Genomic DNA, 19033 nt, shown 5'->3' on the forward strand with positions numbered 1-19033 from the left:
TCTTTCGACATTGAAGCCGTCGGAAAAATAAAATGATTTACATAATCGTTTCTGATGAATATCTTCTGCTCACATAAAAATCACACAATAATATTGAGATTGCAGATTGTTTTACTTTTACAGCTTTCGTCCCCCCATTGTTGGGCAAATATTGGTAGAGTCAGAGCACGAAAGTTAATACCACGTTCTCACAGCTCCTCCAACAGCACGGCAAGATGCCGCATACTGCGCCCCAGTCGGTTTAGTTTACAGACTACCAGTACGTCCCCTACCGATAATGTCCTGAGCCGTTTGTTCTGTCCGGGCCTGCTGCCACGGTTATGCGCTGAAGTGGTAACTCTGAGCACGCAGTTCATCAGTCAGGCGTGGTACACCGTCACCCTATTATTGATGGGTAATATCAAAAAAACTTTCAGGCAGCTAAGGAAAGTTGAACCAGACATTAGATGAAATATTTCAACCAATTACAGCACCAGTTCAGACACCGCAAACTTATCAAATAAATCAAGGGGTTACGTGAAAGCGTAGCCCCTTTTACTTTGGTAGTGACAGCAAAATGGATGCAGTGTGAAGAATAATCCCGTTTACTCAATCAATAATACATATTATTTCAATCTACGTTATTATCTCTTTGTAAAAATCGCCATTTATTTATCATTGAAAACTGCTTTTAGAACTTTATACAAGGGGCCTAGTCACAACAGGACTATTCTCAACGGGCTCATCCTCAGAGGAACTATCATCAAAGTCATCATCCATAGATGAAATACCATCGAATGGTGCCACGCCCGTGATCATTTTTATTTTTTTATTACGATCAGATAAGACTCCATTTAAACCGTTTTCGCTCACAGGCTTTAATGATTTTTCATAACTCTCATTGTTAGCAGGCGTATTAAAAATACACGGAGTATCAACATCAAACAATGACGTCCCCCAGTTCACATATTTAATATCATAGTTACTGAAGTTCTGTCCAGAAAAGAAGCACCCCTTAAAGTCCAATCCACCTAAATTATATAAACCACCCTCTTCTTTTGGGAGAGTAATTTTAATTCTGGCTATCTCCCAGACAAAATTGCCATTTTTGTATTTGAATACCGTTTCAAGATCTCCTCCAGACAGCTTGACTTCTGGAAATAATTTGAAATTAAACCCTACATTATTATGTGTCAACGTAGATGAACAAAAGATGGAAAAAGCTTGCAGTGCTGAATTATAGCTATCGATTTTATCTTGAGGCTGCGCTCTTGGTAAAAACTTATAGCAACACTCATAAAAATTAAGTAGAAACTCTGATGACCTTCCATTTTTATCAAATAATACCCGCTGAAAATGCTGCACAAACTTATTCGTTTTTTCTTGAATATCTATGGTGTGTTCCTTTGACTCTAACAAAGATGAATCCTGTTGAAGTGCATTGCTCATCTGGTTGAGGAACAACTGCATTTCTTTCAACTTATCTCCATAGTGACCTTTAACTTGCTGAGAATTTTTAGTTACAGTTGAAACCTTATCTGTGTGGTTTTCATATAAATTAGGTGATTCCATACAGTCATTTGGCGGCGTTTCTGAAATAACACTACGCGTTCTACCTGGCTGAAGTGAAGCAACATGAAAATCACTTTTTCTTATATTGTCGAATAGGGTCTGTTCATTTCTCTTAGCGCATTCAATAAACTGATCAACATTATTTTTATTAGATGACAGGTTAATTTCAGAAACCGCATTTTCTTTGTTCTCCAGCTTTAGTTTAACGAGAAGGTCTTCCCACACCGTTTTTTTTAAAAATACTACGTCAGGCTCACCATCAGCAACTAACTCTTGATTATTATCAAAGTGTACGTTGTTTACTTTTAATTTATTTTCATTAGCATCATATTTAATACGTTTTAATTGTTCTCCGGCTCCCATAATGACAAAAGCATTGCCTTCATGATATTTACATTCAGACATCATTTTTTGTAAAATTTCAAGAGCACCGTTATACGTCCCTGAGGCAGCTTCTTTACAAATTAATTTTATAATACTATAAGCTAGTAACTCCATGGATTTAGAAGATTTTCTTTCATTACAATTTCCACTATTTATAAATGTGCTAGTGTTAATTACTAACTAACATTGTCTTTTCCTCAGTTAATGTCTACATGACTATTTTTAATGTTATTATTGTTTGTCACTATAAAAAATCGCTCATTTGAGACAATTGCTGGCATTAACAGCTTCATATGCTACACATGGTACTTTTAATTAATTTAGCACAGGAATGTTAAATTTAATAAACAAAAGGTTATTTCGCTGTATGATAAAAACCACCCGTTATAATTTATTTGTGAAAATCGTTTTTCGAGTATTAGAAATTTATATCTAAATAGCGTTGATTAATGAGCAAAGCCAGACTCCTGTAACGCTCACAAGACTCTTCTGCATGCGACGGCGGTTCTAGTCAGTAGTAGATGTTTAAGGCGTGGCAGAGACATTTCATCCTTACTCTACGGCATTGTTCTACATACATTGGTCGTGGTACTCACTCAGCATAAGTGAGCGAACAGAGAATAGTTCAGTGATTTGAGTAATTAACCTGATTAAATGAATGGGTATAATAAATGATAATACTCTGGCTTTATCGTTAATTACTTAATTCCACATGTAAGCAATTTGCCCGCTTGGCATAGCGGGCATTTTTTCCAGGTACTTTTGAATGAGTACTGATGGATAAATACATTGCAGTGGCGTGCCACGTACCAAAACACCAGCCCTCATTCGAAACCACCCACCACACTTCTTCCTTGAAATGGCGTTAGTCGTGAAATATAGACCGCCATCGAGTACCCCTTGTACCCTTAACTCTTCCTGATACGTGAATGCTGATTTGGTGGCCCTTGCTGGACTTGAACCAGCGACCAGGCGATTATGAGTCGTCTGCTCTAACCACTGAGCTAAAGGGCCTTGAGTATGCAATAACAATACTTATAAACCACGCAATAAACATGATGATCTTATGATGTAAATAACAGATTTTTATGCGTTCTCATTCATCCTGGGTCGTCATTACCTGCGACATAAAACCCGACACCGCTTCCATTCACAAAGTCGATACTCTCAGTCAACAAGCAAATGCTAATACTTAGCACTATTTATAGTTACCATCGATTCAATGATAGTTTGTAATGATTTTGTATCTAATAATATAACTTTATTACATTAGCTGAAGAGTTTTCGCATCATTATGATATCTGTTACTTTTCACCCCATAAAAATAAACTTCATATAGCAATATATTCTTTCATAGATCTTATTCTGCTAATCATTAGTTTCGTATGAGCGATTTTTGACAGTTGCCTCTCCAGACCACATCGATAATTAAAAAAACAGATTTAAGCATTATCCTTTTCCATATAAATATTGGATAAAAGTAGGACATCTGTTTGCAATTACTTTCACAACAATTAAACATTTTTATGTTTCCGTATACACCATATTACTCTACCATTAGAGGAACTTTATTATGTTTTCTATAAAACCAGGACCAAGAAATTTACCTATCGACAACCCCACATTGTTATCATGGAACATTACTGACGGGGATCTAAATTCCAAATTAAATACATTAGAATATCTGAACTGTATAACAAATATTATTAATTCTTGTGGAGTTTATCCTCAGGATTTAAAAGACAGAGAAATTATATCAACTTTTCACGCAGAAAAAGTCATTAATGATCTGTTAAAAAACGATTATAAAATTTCCCTTTTTCCAGATACAACTTACCGAGAGTTGAATAAAGCAGCACAGCGTAGCATTACAGCGCCAGACAGGATAGGAGAAGGAAAAACATGGGTTTATCAACGAGATACAATGATTGAAAGAGGTGATAACAGCGGTGTTCATCAGTATGGTCCAGCTGAACATTTCACTCACATTATATCTGACAAACCGTCTCCAAAAGATAAGTATGTTGCATATGCTATTAACATTCCTGACTATGAACTGGCAGCTGATGTATATAATATTAACGTAACGTCACCTTCCGGCCAGCAAGAAACATTTAAAATATTAATCAATCCAGAACATCTACGGCAAACACTTGAGCGTAAATCTCTTACTGCTGATCAGAAATCACAATGTGAAATCATCACACCCAAAAAACCTGGCGAGGCGATTCTTCATGCTTTTAATGCCACCTACCAGCAAATCAGGAAAAATATGGCCGAGTTTGCACGTTGCCATTATGGTTATATACAAATCCCTCCCGTAACAACTTTCCGCGCCGACGGACCAGAAACACCTGAAGAAGAAAAAGGTTACTGGTATCACGCTTATCAACCCGAAGATCTTTGTACCATCCATAATCCAATGGGAGATTTGCAGGATTTTATCGCATTGGTTAAAGATGCCAAAAAATTTGGCATCGATATCATTCCTGATTATACATTTAACTTTATGGGAATCGGGGGTAGTGGTAAAAATGATCTGGATTATCCCTCTGCCGATATACGAGCGAAGATTAGTAAAGATATAGAAAGTGGTATCCCTGGCTATTGGCAAGGTCAGGTCTTGATTCCCTTTATTATAGATCCAGTAACAAAAGAACGTGACCAAATCCATCCAGAAGATATACATCTCACTGCAAAAGACTTCGAAGCAAGTAAAGATAATATTTCTAAGGATGAATGGGAAAACCTCCATGCATTAAAAGAAAAGCGTTTAAATGGAATGCCTAAAACAACACCCAAAAGTGACCAGGTTATTATGTTGCAAAATCAATACGTTCGTGAAATGCGAAAATATGGCGTACGAGGTTTACGTTATGATGCAGCAAAACACTCAAAACATGAACAAATAGAGAGGTCGATAACCCCACCGCTTAAAAATTATAATGAGCGGTTGCACAATACAAATTTATTTAATCCAAAATATCAAAAAAAAGCTGTTATGAATTACATGGAATACCTGGTAACTTGTCCGTTAGATGAACAACAAATGTCATCGCTGCTTTATGAAAGAGATGATTTAAGCGCCATTGATTTTTCATTGCTCATGAAGACGATACAAGCCTTTTCATTCGGTGGAGATCTCCAAACCCTTGCATCAAAACCGGGTTCCGCAATCTCAAGCATCCCATCAGAAAGACGGATATTGATTAACATCAACCACGATTTCCCTAACAATGGTAATCTTTTCAATGACTTTTTATTTAACCATCAGCAAGATGAACAATTAGCAATGGCATATATGGCCGCTCTCCCGTTCAGCAGGCCTTTAGTTTACTGGGATGGTCAGGTATTAAAATCAACGACTGAGATTAAAAATGATGATGGGTCCACTCGTGTCGGCGGTGAGGCGTGGCTTAATAAAGGTTGCTCTACCTATCAGCAGCTCTACAATGAATTCCACGCATTATATATAGATAAAGAAGGAATATGGAGCGCATTTGAGGGTGTATTTGCAACTAAAAATGTTCTGGCCTTTAGTCGTGGGGATTCTGTGAACATTAATCACTCTCCTCATGATGGACTAGTTATAATAAATAAAGGAAACGAAGAAGTTGAAGGTACCTGGCCTAACAAATTGCAACCAGGAATATATAAAAACATGGGGAGTAATAGCGTTACCATTAATAATAATAATACACGCAAAAGTATTCCCCCTGGTAAAGTATTTACGCTTAGAGGCGGAGCTCTAAATATCAATATTCCTGGGCGCAGCGCTCTTCTTTTAGGGAAAACAGGAGAACCGCCGAACTATTTCTATTTGTAATTTAATGTTATATCTGCCCCGCTAAAACGGGGCAGATGATATGTTTAGTTTACTAACGGTCATTTTGCAGTGAAGCCATTTACTGTTTTTTATCGACCAGATAATCTGTTCTCTGATGGTAGCTCTCCCTAACCTGTTGCTTTAGTTATTCATTTCCTGTCTCCTTTGCCTTAATACCCTTCATTAAATGTTACTAATTTGTTGCTTTTGATCACAATAAGAAAACAATATGTCGCTTTTGTGCGCATTTTTCAGAAATGTAGATATTTTTAGATTATGGCTACGAAATGAGCATCGCCATGTCACCCTACATCTCATAAGAGGATCGCTTCTGATGAATGCACTGACCGCCGTACAAAATAACGCTGTCGATTCAGGCCAGGACTATAGCGGATTCACTCTCATCCCGTCGGCGCAATCCCCGCGTCTGCTGGAACTCACCTTCACCGAACAGACGACCAAACAGTTTCTCGAGCAGGTTGCCGAATGGCCCGTGCAGGCACTGGAGTACAAATCGTTTCTGCGCTTTCGGGTAGGCAAAATTCTTGATGATTTGTGTGCGAATCAGCTGCAACCGTTGCTGTTGAAGACGCTGCTAAACCGTGCTGAAGGTGCGCTGTTAATTAATGCGGTAGGTGTCGATGATGTCGCGCAGGCAGATGAGATGGTGAAGCTGGCAACGGCGGTGGCGCATCTGATTGGTCGCTCAAATTTCGACGCCATGAGTGGTCAGTATTACGCGCGTTTTGTGGTGAAAAATGTCGATAACTCAGACAGCTATCTGCGTCAGCCGCATCGCGTAATGGAGTTGCACAACGACGGCACCTACGTCGAAGAGATCACTGATTACGTGCTGATGATGAAAATCGACGAGCAAAACATGCAGGGGGGTAACTCGCTGCTGCTGCATCTCGATGACTGGGAACATCTGGAGCACTATTTCCGCCATCCGCTGGCGCGCCGTCCGATGCGCTTTGCTGCGCCGCCGAGCAAAAACGTCAGCAAAGATGTTTTCCATCCGGTGTTCGACGTCGATCAGCAGGGGCGCCCGGTGATGCGCTATATCGACCAGTTCGTCCAGCCGAAGGATTTCGAGGAAGGCGTGTGGTTGAGCGAGCTTTCAGACGCCATTGAAACCAGCAAAGGCATTCTGTCTGTACCCGTTCCCGTTGGCAAATTCCTTTTGATAAACAATCTGTTCTGGCTACATGGACGCGACCGCTTTACTCCACATCCGGATCTGCGTCGTGAACTGATGCGCCAGCGTGGCTATTTCGCTTACGCCACTCACCACTACCAGACGCATCAGTAAGCGCAAAGGAATCGAGCGGATGTATGATTTTGTGATTATTGGCGGCGGCATCATTGGCATGTCGACCGCCATGCAACTGATTGATGTCTATCCGGACGCCCGCATTGCGTTGCTGGAAAAAGAGTCCGGCCCGGCCTGTCACCAGACGGGCCACAACAGCGGCGTGATCCATGCTGGGGTCTATTACACGCCCGGCAGCCTGAAGGCGCAGTTTTGCCTGGCGGGAAACCGCGCCACTAAAGCCTTTTGCGATCAAAACGGCATTCGCTACGACAACTGCGGCAAGATGCTGGTCGCCACGTCTGAACTCGAAATGGAACGGATGCGCGCTTTATGGGAACGCACGGCGGCGAACGGGATCGAGCGCGAGTGGTTAAACGCCGAGGAACTGCGCGAGCGCGAACCGAATATCACCGGGCTTGGCGGCATTTTTGTGCCGTCCAGCGGCATCGTCAGCTACCGCGAAGTAACGGCGGCGATGGCAAAAATCTTCCAGGCCAGAGGCGGTGAGATTATTTATAACGCCGAAGTCAGCGCCCTCAGTGAGCATAAAAACGGCGTGGTGATACGGACCCGTCAGGGCGGTGAATATGAAGCATCGACGCTGATTAGCTGTTCCGGGCTGATGGCTGACCGGCTGGTGAAAATGCTCGGCCTCGAGCCGGGCTTTATCATTTGCCCGTTCCGTGGCGAATATTTCCGCCTTGCCCCGGCGCATAACCAGATTGTTAACCATCTGATTTACCCCATCCCCGACCCGGCAATGCCGTTTTTGGGCGTGCATCTCACTCGTATGATCGAGGGCAGCGTGACCGTTGGGCCAAACGCAGTGCTGGCGTTCAAACGCGAAGGCTATCGCAAGCGCGACTTCTCATTTAGCGACACGCTGGAGATTTTGGGCTCGTCGGGGATTCGCCGGGTGCTGCAAAACCATCTACGCTCAGGACTGGGCGAGATGAAAAACTCGCTGTGCAAAAGCGGCTATCTGCGGCTGGTGCAAAAGTATTGTCCCGGGCTTTCGTTAAGCGATCTCCAGCCCTGGCCCGCCGGTGTGCGGGCGCAGGCAGTATCGCCGGACGGCAAGCTGATTGACGATTTTCTGTTTGTCACCACCCCGCGCACGATCCACACCTGCAATGCGCCCTCCCCGGCAGCGACATCAGCAATTCCTATTGGTGCGCATATTGTCAGCAAGGTACAAACGCTGTTGGCAAGCCAGAGTAACCCCGGACGCACGCTGCGAGCGGCACGTAGTGTGGATGCCTTACACGCCGCCTTTAATCAATAACCTTTGAAAACAGGATGTAGCGATGAAACTGAACGACAATAACTTATTCCGCCAGCAGGCGTTAATTAACGGGGAATGGCTGGACGCCAACAATGGCGAAGTCATCGAGGTCACTAATCCGGCGAATGGCGACAAGCTGGGTAGCGTACCCAAAATGGGCGCAGATGAAACCCGCGCCGCTATCGACGCCGCCAACCGCGCCCTGCCCGCCTGGCGTGCCCTTACCGCCAAAGAACGCGCCAACATTCTGCGTAACTGGTTCAATTTGATGATGGAGCATCAGGACGATTTAGCGCGCCTGATGACCCTCGAACAGGGCAAACCGCTGGCGGAAGCGAAAGGCGAAATCAGCTACGCCGCCTCATTTATTGAGTGGTTTGCCGAAGAAGGCAAGCGTATTTATGGCGACACCATTCCCGGTCATCAGGCCGATAAACGCCTGATTGTTATCAAGCAGCCGATTGGCGTTACCGCCGCTATCACGCCGTGGAACTTCCCGGCGGCGATGATTACCCGCAAAGCCGGTCCGGCGCTGGCGGCAGGCTGCACGATGGTGCTGAAGCCCGCCAGTCAGACGCCGTTCTCTGCGCTGGCGCTGGCAGAGCTGGCGATTCGCGCGGGCATTCCGGCTGGCGTATTTAACGTGGTGACCGGTTCGGCGGGCGCGGTCGGTAACGAACTGACCAGCAACCCGCTGGTGCGCAAGCTGTCGTTTACCGGCTCGACCGAAATTGGCCGTCAGTTAATGGAACAGTGCGCGAAAGACATCAAAAAAGTGTCGCTGGAGCTGGGTGGCAACGCACCGTTTATTGTCTTTGACGATGCCGATCTCGATAAAGCCGTGGAAGGCGCGCTGGCCTCGAAATTCCGTAACGCCGGGCAAACCTGCGTCTGCGCCAACCGCCTGTATGTGCAGGACGGCGTGTATGACCGCTTTGCCGAAAAATTGCAGCAGGCGGTGAGCAAACTGCACATCGGTGATGGGCTGGAAAAAGGCGTCACCATTGGGCCACTGATCGATGAAAAAGCGGTAGCAAAAGTGGAAGAGCATATCGCCGATGCGCTGGAGAAAGGCGCGCGCGTGGTTTGCGGAGGCAAAGCACGTGAACGCGGCGGCAACTTCTTCCAGCCGACCATTCTGGTGGATGTTCCGGTCAACGCCAAAGTGTCGAAAGAAGAGACGTTCGGCCCCCTCGCCCCGCTATTCCGTTTTAAAGATGAAGCCGATGTGATTGCGCAGGCCAATGACACCGAGTTTGGCCTTGCCGCCTATTTTTACGCCCGTGATTTAAGCCGCGTCTTCCGCGTGGGCGAGGCGCTGGAATACGGCATCGTCGGTATCAATACCGGCATTATTTCCAATGAAGTGGCCCCGTTCGGCGGCATAAAAGCCTCGGGGCTGGGTCGTGAAGGTTCGAAGTATGGCATCGAAGATTATTTAGAAATCAAATACATGTGCATCGGTCTTTAACTGGAGAACGCGAATGAGCAGCAATAAAGAGTTAATGCAACGCCGCAGTCAGGCGATTCCCCGTGGCGTTGGGCAAATTCACCCGATTTTCGCTGACCGCGCGGAAAACTGCCGGGTGTGGGACGTTGAAGGCCGTGAGTATCTTGATTTCGCGGGCGGGATTGCGGTGCTCAATACCGGGCACCTGCATCCGAAAGTGGTTGCGGCGGTGGAAGCGCAGTTGAAAAAACTGTCGCACACCTGCTTCCAGGTGCTGGCCTACGAGCCGTATCTGGAGCTGTGCGAGATTATGAATCAGAAGGTGCCAGGCGATTTTGCCAAAAAAACGCTGCTGGTGACGACTGGTTCCGAAGCGGTGGAAAACGCGGTGAAAATCGCCCGCGCCGCCACCAAACGCAGCGGCACTATCGCCTTTAGCGGTGCATATCACGGGCGTACGCACTACACGCTGGCGCTGACCGGCAAGGTGAATCCGTACTCTGCGGGTATGGGCCTGATGCCGGGCCATGTTTATCGCGCGCTTTATCCTTGCCCACTGCACGGCATCAGTGAAGATGATGCTATCGCCAGTATTCATCGGATCTTCAAAAATGACGCTGCGCCGGAAGATATCGCCGCCATCGTGATTGAGCCGGTTCAGGGTGAAGGCGGTTTCTACGCCGCGACACCAGCCTTTATGCAGCGTTTACGCGCGCTGTGTGACGAGCACGGGATCATGTTGATTGCCGATGAAGTGCAAAGCGGTGCGGGGCGTACCGGCACACTGTTTGCGATGGAACAGATGGGCGTGGCGCCGGATCTCACCACCTTTGCGAAATCGATCGCAGGCGGCTTCCCGCTGGCGGGCGTCACCGGGCGCGCCGAAGTGATGGATGCCGTCGCTCCAGGCGGTCTGGGCGGTACCTATGCGGGTAACCCGATTGCCTGCGTGGCAGCGCTGGAAGTGTTAAAGGTATTCGAGCAGGAAAATCTGCTGCAAAAAGCCAACGATCTGGGGCAAAAGCTGAAAGACGGATTGCTGGCGATCGCCGAAAAACACACCGAGATCGGCGACGTTCGCGGGCTGGGGGCGATGATCGCTATCGAGCTGTTTGAAGGTGGCGATCACAGTAAACCGGACGCCAAACTCACCGCCGACATCGTGGCGCGCGCCCGCGATAAAGGCCTGATTCTTCTCTCCTGCGGCCCGTATTACAACGTGCTGCGCATCCTTGTCCCGCTCACCATTGAAGAGGCTCAGATCCGTCAGGGTCTGGAGATCATCAGCCAGTGTTTTGATGAGGCGAAGCAGTAGCTCCGCACCCATGCCGGAGGCGACGCTTCGCGTCTTGTCCGGCCTACGAGAATCCAGGTCGGATAAGGCGTTTACGCCGCATCCGACAATCTGTACGTGAACAGGAATAAATCTATGTCGGCCGGATAAGGCGGAGCCGCTCTCCGGTAAAAAGAACCAATAACAATTACACGCGTGACCCGACGCGGGAAATGTCGGGGCGCTCTCCCAAGTGACACACTTTCGAGAGGATTCAGGATGGGGCAATCATCGCAACCACATGAGTTAGGCGGCGGGCTGAAGTCACGCCACGTCACCATGTTGTCTATTGCCGGTGTTATCGGCGCAAGTCTGTTTGTCGGTTCCAGCGTCGCTATCGCCGAAGCGGGCCCGGCGGTATTACTGGCCTATCTGTTCGCCGGATTACTGGTGGTTATGATTATGCGGATGTTGGCGGAAATGGCGGTTGCCACGCCCGACACGGGTTCGTTTTCCACCTATGCCGATAAAGCTATTGGTCGTTGGGCGGGTTATACCATCGGCTGGCTGTACTGGTGGTTTTGGGTACTGGTTATCCCGCTGGAAGCCAACATCGCCGCCATGATCCTGCACTCGTGGGTTCCAGGCATTCCCATCTGGTTATTTTCCCTCGTCATTACCCTCGCCTTAACTGGCAGTAATTTATTAAGCGTTAAAAACTACGGCGAATTTGAGTTCTGGCTGGCGCTGTGCAAAGTCATCGCTATCCTGGCCTTTATTTTCCTTGGTGCAGTCGCAATTAGCGGTTTTTACCCTTATGCCGAAGTGAGCGGGATCTCAAGATTGTGGGATAGCGGCGGCTTTATGCCCAATGGCTTCGGTGCGGTATTAAGCGCGATGTTGATCACCATGTTCTCGTTTATGGGCGCAGAAATTGTCACCATTGCCGCCGCGGAATCCGACACGCCGGAAAAACATATTGTCCGCGCCACCAACTCGGTTATCTGGCGTATTTCTATCTTCTATTTGTGCTCTATTTTTGTCGTCGTGGCATTAATACCGTGGAATATGCCGGGGCTGAAAGCCGTTGGATCTTATCGCTCGGTTCTGGAATTGCTCAATATTCCCCATGCGAAATTAATCATGGACTGCGTGATATTACTTTCCGTAACCAGTTGCCTGAACTCGGCTCTGTATACCGCTTCCAGAATGCTCTACTCCTTAAGCCGTCGCGGTGATGCTCCCGCGGTAATGGGCAAAATTAACCGCAGTAAAACCCCGTACGTGGCGGTGTTACTCTCCACCGGCGCGGCGTTTTTAACGGTGGTGGTTAACTATTACGCACCGGCGAAAGTGTTTAAATTTCTGATCGACAGCTCCGGCGCTATCGCCCTGCTGGTTTATTTAGTCATCGCCGTTTCGCAATTACGAATGCGCAAAATCCTGCGAGCAGAAGGAAGCGAAATTCGCCTGCGAATGTGGCTTTACCCGTGGCTCACCTGGCTGGTAATCGGCTTTATTACCTTTGTGTTGGTAGTGATGCTATTCCGCCCGGCGCAACAGTTAGAAGTGATCTCCACCGGTTTATTAGCGATAGGGATAATCTGTACCGTGCCGATTATGGCGCGCTGGAAAAAACTGGTATTGTGGCAAAAAACACCCGTTCATAATACGCGCTAATAATGATCAGGAGTCACACCATGACCATTACGTCTCTGGATGGCTATCGCTGGCTGAAGAACGATATTATTCGCGGTAATTTTCAACCGGATGAAAAATTACGGATGAGTTTGCTGACATCGCGTTATGCACTTGGCGTTGGGCCGTTGCGGGAAGCGCTTTCGCAACTGGTAGCAGAACGACTGGTCACGGTGGTGAATCAAAAAGGGTATCGGGTGGCGTCTATGTCAGAGCAGGAGCTGCTCGATATTTTCGACGCCCGCGCCAATATGGAAGCGATGCTGGTCAGTCTGGCGATTGCCCGCGGTGGCGATGAATGGGAGGCAGACGTTCTCGCAAAAGCGCATCTGCTGAGTAAGCTGGAGGCCTGTGACGCCAGTGAGAAAATGCTTGATGAGTGGGATCTGCGTCATCAGGCGTTTCATACTGCAATTGTGGCGGGCTGTGGTTCTCACTATTTGCTGCAAATGCGTGAACGGTTGTTTGATCTGGCGGCGCGCTATCGATTTATCTGGCTGCGGCGAACAGTGCTTTCGGTGGAAATGCTTGAGGATAAACGCGATCAGCACCAGACCCTGACTGCGGCGGTACTGGCGCGAGATACCGCGCGCGCCAGTGAGTTAATGCGCCAGCATTTACTGACGCCAATTCCCATTATCCAGCAGGCAATGGCTGGCAATTAACTACTCTTCAGGAATACGCAACACTTGCCCCGGGTAAATTTTATCCGGGCTTTTTAGCATCGGTTTATTCGCTTCGAAGATTTTATTGTACAGATTGGCGTTACCGTAGACCTGTTTGGAAATGGCACTCAGAGTGTCGCCAGACTTAACGGTATAAAACTGGCTGGCAGTGGCTGGTGTCGCCGTTTTCACCTGATCATCGACACTGGCAATACCGGAAATATTCCCCACCGCAACAAGGATTTTCTCCTTCGCCTCCTGACTTAAGCCGTCACCAGTGACCGTCGCTTTGCCGTCGGCAATTTGAATATTCACTTTATCGGCATCAGGTATACCGGTTTTGTTCAAATGCTCCTGCACCTTCTTCGCCTGATCGTCTTTATCGTGCTGACCTGTAACCGCGTCCCAGAGTTTTTCTCCGGCATCTTTCACAAAATTGAACAGACCCATAGCTACCTCATTCGTTAACGGAAACACTCAGAAAGTGTAGCAGAGGAACGCGGCGCGTTAACGCCGCGGGGGTGAGGACAGGTTTAATCGCGGGTTTGCACCCAGAACGCGTGAATCAAACCGGGGATATACCCAAGCAGTGTCAGCAGAATATTAATAATGAACGCCCAACCGAACCCTTTACCGAGCAGCACGCCGAGCGGCGGCAGAATGATGGTGATGACGATTCTCCAGAAACCCATATGTACTCCCTATAAGAAAATTACTCATTGTTTAAAAAGAGATTTTATCTCTTAAGCGTAGTAATTTTAGCGGAGCCTGCCAGTTTCAGCTTACGCTTTTACTCTCATTTACGCTGCTGATGCTGGCATATGTTGTATTTTTAGTTTAGAGTTTACTTAATTTAGTAAACACTTAAATGACTATGACTGAACTCGCGCAATTACAGGCCAGTGCCGAACAGGCAGCGGCCTTATTGAAAGCAATGAGCCACCCTAAACGGTTGCTGATTCTGTGCATGCTTAGCGGTTCCCCCGGTACCAGCGCGGGAGAGCTGACGCGCATTACCGGATTGAGTGCCTCTGCGACATCACAGCATCTCGCTCGTATGCGAGACGAAGGGCTTATCGACAGCCAACGGGATGCCCAACGCATTCTATATTCCATTAAAAATGAGGCGGTAAATGCCATTATCGCCACCCTGAAAAATGTCTATTGTCCGTAAGGAGTCACTATGGCTTTGACAACCATTTCGCCGCATGATGCACAAGAATTAATCGCACGCGGCGCAAAGTTAATCGATATTCGTGATGCTGATGAATATCTTCGTGAACATATTCCTGAAGCAGATTTGGCTCCATTATCTGTGCTCGAACAGTCAGGTCTTCCGGCTAAATTACGTCGTGAGCAAATTATCTTCCACTGCCAGGCAGGTAAACGCACCAGTAATAACGCCGATAAATTAGCAGCGATTGCCGCACCCGCAGAAATCTTTTTACTCGAAGATGGGATTGATGGCTGGAAAAAAGCAGGATTGCCAGTTGCGGTAAATAAGTCTCAACCCTTGCCGTTAATGCGCCAGGTGCAGATCGCCGCGGGTGGTTTAATATTAATCGGCGTTGTACTGGGTTATACCGTAAATAGTGGTTTCTTCTTATTAAGTGGCTTTGTTGGTGCCGGGTTACTGTTTGCAGGAATTAGCGGTTTTTGTGGGATGGCAAGGTTGTTAGATAAGATGCCGTGGAACCAACAAGCTTGAGAAGCGACGCCGGACGCGCCATAGCAGCGACATCCGGCCTCAGTAATTAGATCAGGAAATCGTCGAGAGATTTACCTTCTGCCAGCGCCTGAGCGATTGGCTTCGGTGTACGGCCCTGACCGGTCCAGGTTTTAGTTTCACCGTTAACATCGGTGAATTTATATTTTGCCGGACGCGGCTGGCGTTTTTTACCAGCGCGTGGTGCAGCAGCAGAGCTATTACCCAGTAACTCTTCCGGATTAATTCCGTCAGCTTTCATCAGCTCCAGCCAGGTGCTAATTTTTTCCTGGCGCTCTGCCAGTTCACGCTGCTGCTGTTCTTCTTCTTCACGTCTTTCTTTAGTGACAACCCTGAATTTTTCGAGCATTTCTTCAAGAACGTCAATGGAGAATTCGCGAGCCATCGCACGGAGAGTGCGAATGTTATTTAAACTTTGTAACATTACGGACATAATAAAGAAAACCTTTTAACGCCAAAACAAAAAAGTATTTCGTCGCGTAGTGTAAGCGATCACTTATTATATTTCCACAAAATTTAATCTATTTACAGTCCTGCACGAGATTATTTCAGCTGTTATTTTCTGAAACTCTCAGAATAATTTCAAGATTATATATTAGCCAATTTGATGAGTAATTTCGGTTATTGGTGAACAGAGCGGCGCTCTCTGCTCGCTAATCCCGAAAGCCTGATAAAACCAAATCGAATAAAAATGCAATATATACGAATAAAAATAAACATCACTCACTGGTGCTTTCTGCTGTTAATGTACATTGTCTGGCATAAAAAATGCTGAAAATGACCCAGTCACTGCATACACCGAACTCTCTACGCTTATAGCGTTACCTCACCCCCAAACTTTCATTAGTGAAAATAAAGATAAGTGCATATCTAATTGATTTAATTGAAAATAAATCATATCAGCATGTAAAAATCCACAATGTACAAAAAACGCGCCGCTACGGAATATTTTATCTACAAAAACAGATTAAATAAAAATTTTTCACTAATTGATTAGTAATAGCCAGCGATATACGCTATGCGAAAATGCAGATGGCAATGAGATCCACTGCTTTCATCTCTATTAACGTCCCATTACGCTTTTATTAAGGAGCATTAGCATGTTCTCACCGCAGTCACGCTTGCGTCATGCAGTTGCAGATACGTTCGCGATGGTTGTTTACTGTTCTGTCGTGAACATGTGTATTGAAGTTTTCCTCTCCGGAATGAGCTTCGAACAGTCTCTTTATTCCAGATTGGTAGCGATTCCGGTGAACATCTTAATTGCATGGCCATACGGTATGTACCGCGATCTGTTTATGCGCGCGGCACGCAAAGTTAGTCCGTCGGGCTGGGTAAAAAATCTGGCGGATATCCTGGCGTATGTGACGTTCCAGTCACCGGTGTATGTGGCGATCTTGTTAGTGGTGGGCGCAGACTGGCATCAGATTATGGCGGCGGTCAGTTCAAACATCGTTGTTTCGATGTTGATGGGGGCGGTTTATGGCTACTTCCTCGATTATTGCCGCCGACTGTTTAAAGTCAGCCGTTACCAGCAGGTAAAAGCCTGACCCTTCCTTTCGCGACTGGCATCGCCAGTCGCGTCTTTAACTGGCTTCGCCAAATAAACCATTCAAATAACGTTCAAGCGCAACACGCGAACTAAAGCCATGTGGGATACCGTAATGCTCATGACGTTCACCCGCTAAATAGAGCGGAAATTGCTGGTAATGATCGCAAGTTTTAATATCGGAAGCGGGTTCAGCCAGTGTTGAACTGCGTTCTTTTAATGTTGGATGAATTACCAGAGCGGTACGTCCCATTCGTGCTTCGCGATTAACATAGACATAATTTTCCCCACGGCGGTAACCATAAGCTTTCTGAGTTACCACATCGACAGTAAAACCGACTTTTTCAAGTACGCGCGCCACCTCGTCTGGTCGTAAATACATATTTGATCCTCGTTATTATCAACCGCGGGCCTACCTTACCTGATTGCGCATTCACAACGCTTTCAGAAAAGTCCATAAAGCCGCGATGAACCTCAGTTAAGAAAATTATGGTCTACACTAAAAATTACATCGAATTCTAATGGGGGATCATATGTTTAACCGACCGAACCGCAACGACGTCGATGATGGCGTGCAGGATATCCAGAATGATGTCAATCAATTGGCTGACAGTCTCGAATCTGTATTGAAGTCCTGGGGCAGCGACGCCAAAGGGGAAGCCGAAGCCGCTCGTAGTAAAGCGCAGGCTCTACTGAAAGAAACCAGAGCGCGAATGCATGGTCGTACTCGCGTCCAGCAAGCCGCGCGCGATGCCGTTGGCTGCGCGGATTCTTTTGTTCGTGAAAGACCCTGGTGTAGCGTGGGTACAGCAGCTGCGGTAGGTATTTTTATCGGCGCACTGTTAAGCATGCGCAAATCGTAGTGCAACAATGATAATAAATACGCGTCTTTGACCCCGAAGCCTGATTTCGGGGTTTTTTAGCTTAAGGCTTTACGTAATTGTTGTGCTACCTGTCGCGCCATACCTTCGTTAACGATATTGGTAAAAGAGAGAAGTAATCCACCTTCCCCACTTGAGCGGATACGCCAGTCGCTAAGTGCCTGCACCGCAAGGCCTGCAGCATTGGCTTTACGCGCATGGGCAATATCATCGCCCATCATTCTGATCACCATCTGGATACCACCTTTCTGCGGCACAACCTGAAATCCCTGCTGCGTCAACGCTTGCTCAATCCATTGCCGACGTTGAGCATAATGCTGACGCATTTTCTTCAGATGCCGCCAGAAATGCCCCTCGCGAAGAAAGTCTGCCAGTGTGTTCTGCCATAGAACAGGTACCGCACATGGAGCCAGTGACGCCTGGTGGCGGAATTGTGCAATTTGCTTCACCGGCACCACCAGCCACGCACAGCGCAATGCAGGAAATAGTGCTTTGCTGAATGTTCCGGCATAAATTACCCGCTGCGGTGCATCGAGACTTTTTAACGCCGGTAACGGTTTACCGTGATAGCGAAACTCACTGTCATAATCATCTTCAATAATCCATGCCTGACTACGCTCTGCCCATTCCAGTATCTGATGCCTGCGCGCTAAAGAGAGCGCCACACCCAGCGGGCTTTGGTGTGCTGGTGTTATCAGGGCAAAACACGCATCAGGATAATTTTGTATTCCGCTTGTGATATCCAGTCCGTTGTCATCAACCGGCACAGGCAAAATTTCCACACCGTGGCGAGTGACAATCGGGCGAATCAGTGGAAAGCCGGGATCTTCCATCCACATCCCGTTTCCCGGTTTCGCCAGCGCGTGCAGAATTAAAGCCATTGAGGCCGCATAACCGTGAGTGATAAAGACCTGCTCTGGCTGACAATCAATCCCACGTGAAACGCGTAAGTAATCAACTATTGCCTCACGCAACGCCGCCTCACCGCAGACATCGCCTAAAGCCAAATCAAAGCGCGTCTGGGTACGAAGGCGACGCCCCATCACCCGCGCCCACAGCTCTCGCGGAAAGAGATCGAGTGCGGGTAATCCCATTTGAAATGGCAACGGTTGCTGACTTTCACCGGCAAAAGCCACAACTTGTACAGTAGATTGTTGTGGATATATCTGCTCACTGACAAATGTGCCAGCCTGTCCCCGCCTGATCAGCCATCCTTGCGCCACCAGCTCAGCATACGCATTTTCGACAGTGGATCGAGACATCCCCAGTTCCTGCGACCAGGTACGACTTGAAGGTAGCCTTGCGCCGGGTTTCAGTTCCCCTTGCTCAATAGCCGTTTTTAACTGACGGGCGATATCCTGATAGCGCGGCATATGGTCTGCTTTTTTAGGTAATTTATGGCTCTCTTTAGCAGTCCATTATAGTGCTAC

Annotated in this window: 17 protein-coding genes, 1 tRNA gene and 1 pseudogene; 11 read left to right on the forward strand and 8 right to left on the reverse strand. The window is 47.1% G+C overall.

Annotated features, from left to right (window positions below):
* Window positions 1-191 precede the first annotated feature (191 nt).
* From QUE34_RS16280 to QUE34_RS16290, 3 genes and pseudogenes are all read right to left on the reverse strand, one after another.
* Window positions 192-356, reverse strand: a pseudogene (locus QUE34_RS16280) (recombinase family protein); the annotation flags it as partial.
* A gap of 322 nt (window positions 357-678) precedes the next feature.
* Window positions 679-2109, reverse strand: coding sequence for a YpjCB family protein (gene ypjCB / locus QUE34_RS16285; protein ID WP_103253796.1), 1431 nt, complete (start codon window positions 2107-2109; stop codon window positions 679-681).
* A 764-nt stretch (window positions 2110-2873) separates the two neighbouring features.
* Window positions 2874-2949, reverse strand: a tRNA-Ile gene (locus tag QUE34_RS16290).
* A 559-nt stretch (window positions 2950-3508) separates the two neighbouring features.
* On the opposite strand from QUE34_RS16290, the gene QUE34_RS16295 reads away from it, so the two are divergent.
* The 7 genes from QUE34_RS16295 (at window position 3509) to csiR (ending at window position 13447) form a co-directional block, all read left to right on the forward strand.
* Window positions 3509-5761 (forward strand): alpha amylase C-terminal domain-containing protein, encoded by a 2253-nt coding sequence (locus QUE34_RS16295; protein ID WP_105268761.1) that lies wholly within the window; start codon window positions 3509-3511, stop codon window positions 5759-5761.
* Between the two features lie 334 nt (window positions 5762-6095).
* On the forward strand, window positions 6096-7073 hold the full coding sequence (gene glaH, locus QUE34_RS16300; RefSeq protein WP_000993113.1) for a glutarate dioxygenase GlaH: 978 nt from the start codon (window positions 6096-6098) through the stop codon (window positions 7071-7073).
* Between the two features lie 19 nt (window positions 7074-7092).
* Entirely contained in the window at window positions 7093-8361 is a 1269-nt protein-coding gene (lhgD, locus tag QUE34_RS16305) for an L-2-hydroxyglutarate dehydrogenase (RefSeq protein ID WP_032303618.1), read from the forward strand.
* A 22-nt stretch (window positions 8362-8383) separates the two neighbouring features.
* Complete coding sequence (gene gabD / locus QUE34_RS16310) at window positions 8384-9832, forward strand: NADP-dependent succinate-semialdehyde dehydrogenase (protein ID WP_032303619.1); 1449 nt, start codon at window positions 8384-8386, stop codon at window positions 9830-9832.
* 13 nt (window positions 9833-9845) lie between these two features.
* Entirely contained in the window at window positions 9846-11126 is a 1281-nt protein-coding gene (gabT, locus tag QUE34_RS16315) for a 4-aminobutyrate--2-oxoglutarate transaminase (protein WP_032303620.1), read from the forward strand.
* A gap of 237 nt (window positions 11127-11363) precedes the next feature.
* Window positions 11364-12764, forward strand: a complete 1401-nt coding sequence (gabP, locus tag QUE34_RS16320) for a GABA permease (protein ID WP_001295173.1) — start codon at window positions 11364-11366, stop codon at window positions 12762-12764.
* A gap of 20 nt (window positions 12765-12784) precedes the next feature.
* Complete coding sequence (gene csiR, locus QUE34_RS16325; RefSeq protein WP_000156814.1) at window positions 12785-13447, forward strand: DNA-binding transcriptional regulator CsiR; 663 nt, start codon at window positions 12785-12787, stop codon at window positions 13445-13447.
* Here csiR and kbp read toward each other — a convergent pair whose 3' ends face one another.
* Complete coding sequence (gene kbp / locus QUE34_RS16330) at window positions 13448-13897, reverse strand: potassium binding protein Kbp (RefSeq protein WP_000522415.1); 450 nt, start codon at window positions 13895-13897, stop codon at window positions 13448-13450.
* Between the two features lie 83 nt (window positions 13898-13980).
* Window positions 13981-14139, reverse strand: coding sequence for a YqaE/Pmp3 family membrane protein (locus QUE34_RS16335; protein WP_000508177.1), 159 nt, complete (start codon window positions 14137-14139; stop codon window positions 13981-13983).
* Between the two features lie 182 nt (window positions 14140-14321).
* On the opposite strand from QUE34_RS16335, the gene QUE34_RS16340 reads away from it, so the two are divergent.
* Window positions 14322-14621, forward strand: a complete 300-nt coding sequence (locus QUE34_RS16340) for an ArsR/SmtB family transcription factor (protein ID WP_000137280.1) — start codon at window positions 14322-14324, stop codon at window positions 14619-14621.
* A gap of 9 nt (window positions 14622-14630) precedes the next feature.
* Window positions 14631-15155 carry a thiosulfate sulfurtransferase YgaP gene (gene ygaP / locus QUE34_RS16345; protein WP_001229453.1) on the forward strand — a complete coding sequence of 175 codons (525 nt, stop codon included), beginning with the start codon at window positions 14631-14633 and terminating at the stop codon, window positions 15153-15155.
* Between the two features lie 46 nt (window positions 15156-15201).
* Here the strand turns inward: ygaP and stpA are convergent, their stop codons facing one another.
* On the reverse strand, window positions 15202-15606 hold the full coding sequence (stpA, locus tag QUE34_RS16350; protein WP_000115383.1) for a DNA-binding protein StpA: 405 nt from the start codon (window positions 15604-15606) through the stop codon (window positions 15202-15204).
* A gap of 667 nt (window positions 15607-16273) precedes the next feature.
* On the opposite strand from stpA, the gene alaE reads away from it, so the two are divergent.
* Window positions 16274-16723 (forward strand): L-alanine exporter AlaE, encoded by a 450-nt coding sequence (gene alaE / locus QUE34_RS16355; RefSeq protein ID WP_000492661.1) that lies wholly within the window; start codon window positions 16274-16276, stop codon window positions 16721-16723.
* A 36-nt stretch (window positions 16724-16759) separates the two neighbouring features.
* On the opposite strand, the gene QUE34_RS16360 is transcribed toward alaE, so the two are convergent.
* Window positions 16760-17104 (reverse strand): DUF2002 family protein, encoded by a 345-nt coding sequence (locus QUE34_RS16360; protein WP_000281320.1) that lies wholly within the window; start codon window positions 17102-17104, stop codon window positions 16760-16762.
* 151 nt (window positions 17105-17255) lie between these two features.
* Between QUE34_RS16360 and QUE34_RS16365 the strand changes: the two genes are divergently transcribed.
* Window positions 17256-17585, forward strand: a complete 330-nt coding sequence (locus QUE34_RS16365; protein WP_001295174.1) for an ElaB/YgaM/YqjD family protein — start codon at window positions 17256-17258, stop codon at window positions 17583-17585.
* A gap of 56 nt (window positions 17586-17641) precedes the next feature.
* On the opposite strand, the gene pdxR is transcribed toward QUE34_RS16365, so the two are convergent.
* Window positions 17642-18976: a MocR-like pyridoxine biosynthesis transcription factor PdxR gene (pdxR, locus tag QUE34_RS16370; RefSeq protein WP_032303622.1), complete on the reverse strand. Its 1335-nt coding sequence runs from the start codon at window positions 18974-18976 to the stop codon at window positions 17642-17644.
* Window positions 18977-19033 lie beyond the last annotated feature (57 nt).

Origin of the sequence: Escherichia sp. KS167_9B (assembly GCF_030295215.1) — a bacterium.
Lineage (GTDB): Bacteria > Pseudomonadota > Gammaproteobacteria > Enterobacterales > Enterobacteriaceae > Escherichia > Escherichia coli_F.

Excerpts from the sequence above, each read along its gene's own strand:
- QUE34_RS16295 (WP_105268761.1), top strand. The coding sequence starts at position 3,509 with ATGTTTTCTATAAAACCAGGACCAAGAAATTTACCTATCGACAACCCC.
- glaH (WP_000993113.1), top strand. The coding sequence starts at position 6,096 with ATGAATGCACTGACCGCCGTACAAAATAACGCTGTCGATTCAGGCCAG.
- lhgD (WP_032303618.1), top strand. The coding sequence starts at position 7,093 with ATGTATGATTTTGTGATTATTGGCGGCGGCATCATTGGCATGTCGACC.
- gabD (WP_032303619.1), top strand. The coding sequence starts at position 8,384 with ATGAAACTGAACGACAATAACTTATTCCGCCAGCAGGCGTTAATTAAC.
- gabT (WP_032303620.1), top strand. The coding sequence starts at position 9,846 with ATGAGCAGCAATAAAGAGTTAATGCAACGCCGCAGTCAGGCGATTCCC.
- gabP (WP_001295173.1), top strand. The coding sequence starts at position 11,364 with ATGGGGCAATCATCGCAACCACATGAGTTAGGCGGCGGGCTGAAGTCA.
- csiR (WP_000156814.1), top strand. The coding sequence starts at position 12,785 with ATGACCATTACGTCTCTGGATGGCTATCGCTGGCTGAAGAACGATATT.
- kbp (WP_000522415.1), bottom strand. The coding sequence starts at position 13,897 with ATGGGTCTGTTCAATTTTGTGAAAGATGCCGGAGAAAAACTCTGGGAC.
- QUE34_RS16335 (WP_000508177.1), bottom strand. The coding sequence starts at position 14,139 with ATGGGTTTCTGGAGAATCGTCATCACCATCATTCTGCCGCCGCTCGGC.
- QUE34_RS16340 (WP_000137280.1), top strand. The coding sequence starts at position 14,322 with ATGACTGAACTCGCGCAATTACAGGCCAGTGCCGAACAGGCAGCGGCC.
- ygaP (WP_001229453.1), top strand. The coding sequence starts at position 14,631 with ATGGCTTTGACAACCATTTCGCCGCATGATGCACAAGAATTAATCGCA.
- stpA (WP_000115383.1), bottom strand. The coding sequence starts at position 15,606 with ATGTCCGTAATGTTACAAAGTTTAAATAACATTCGCACTCTCCGTGCG.
- alaE (WP_000492661.1), top strand. The coding sequence starts at position 16,274 with ATGTTCTCACCGCAGTCACGCTTGCGTCATGCAGTTGCAGATACGTTC.
- QUE34_RS16360 (WP_000281320.1), bottom strand. The coding sequence starts at position 17,104 with ATGTATTTACGACCAGACGAGGTGGCGCGCGTACTTGAAAAAGTCGGT.
- QUE34_RS16365 (WP_001295174.1), top strand. The coding sequence starts at position 17,256 with ATGTTTAACCGACCGAACCGCAACGACGTCGATGATGGCGTGCAGGAT.
- pdxR (WP_032303622.1), bottom strand. The coding sequence starts at position 18,976 with ATGCCGCGCTATCAGGATATCGCCCGTCAGTTAAAAACGGCTATTGAG.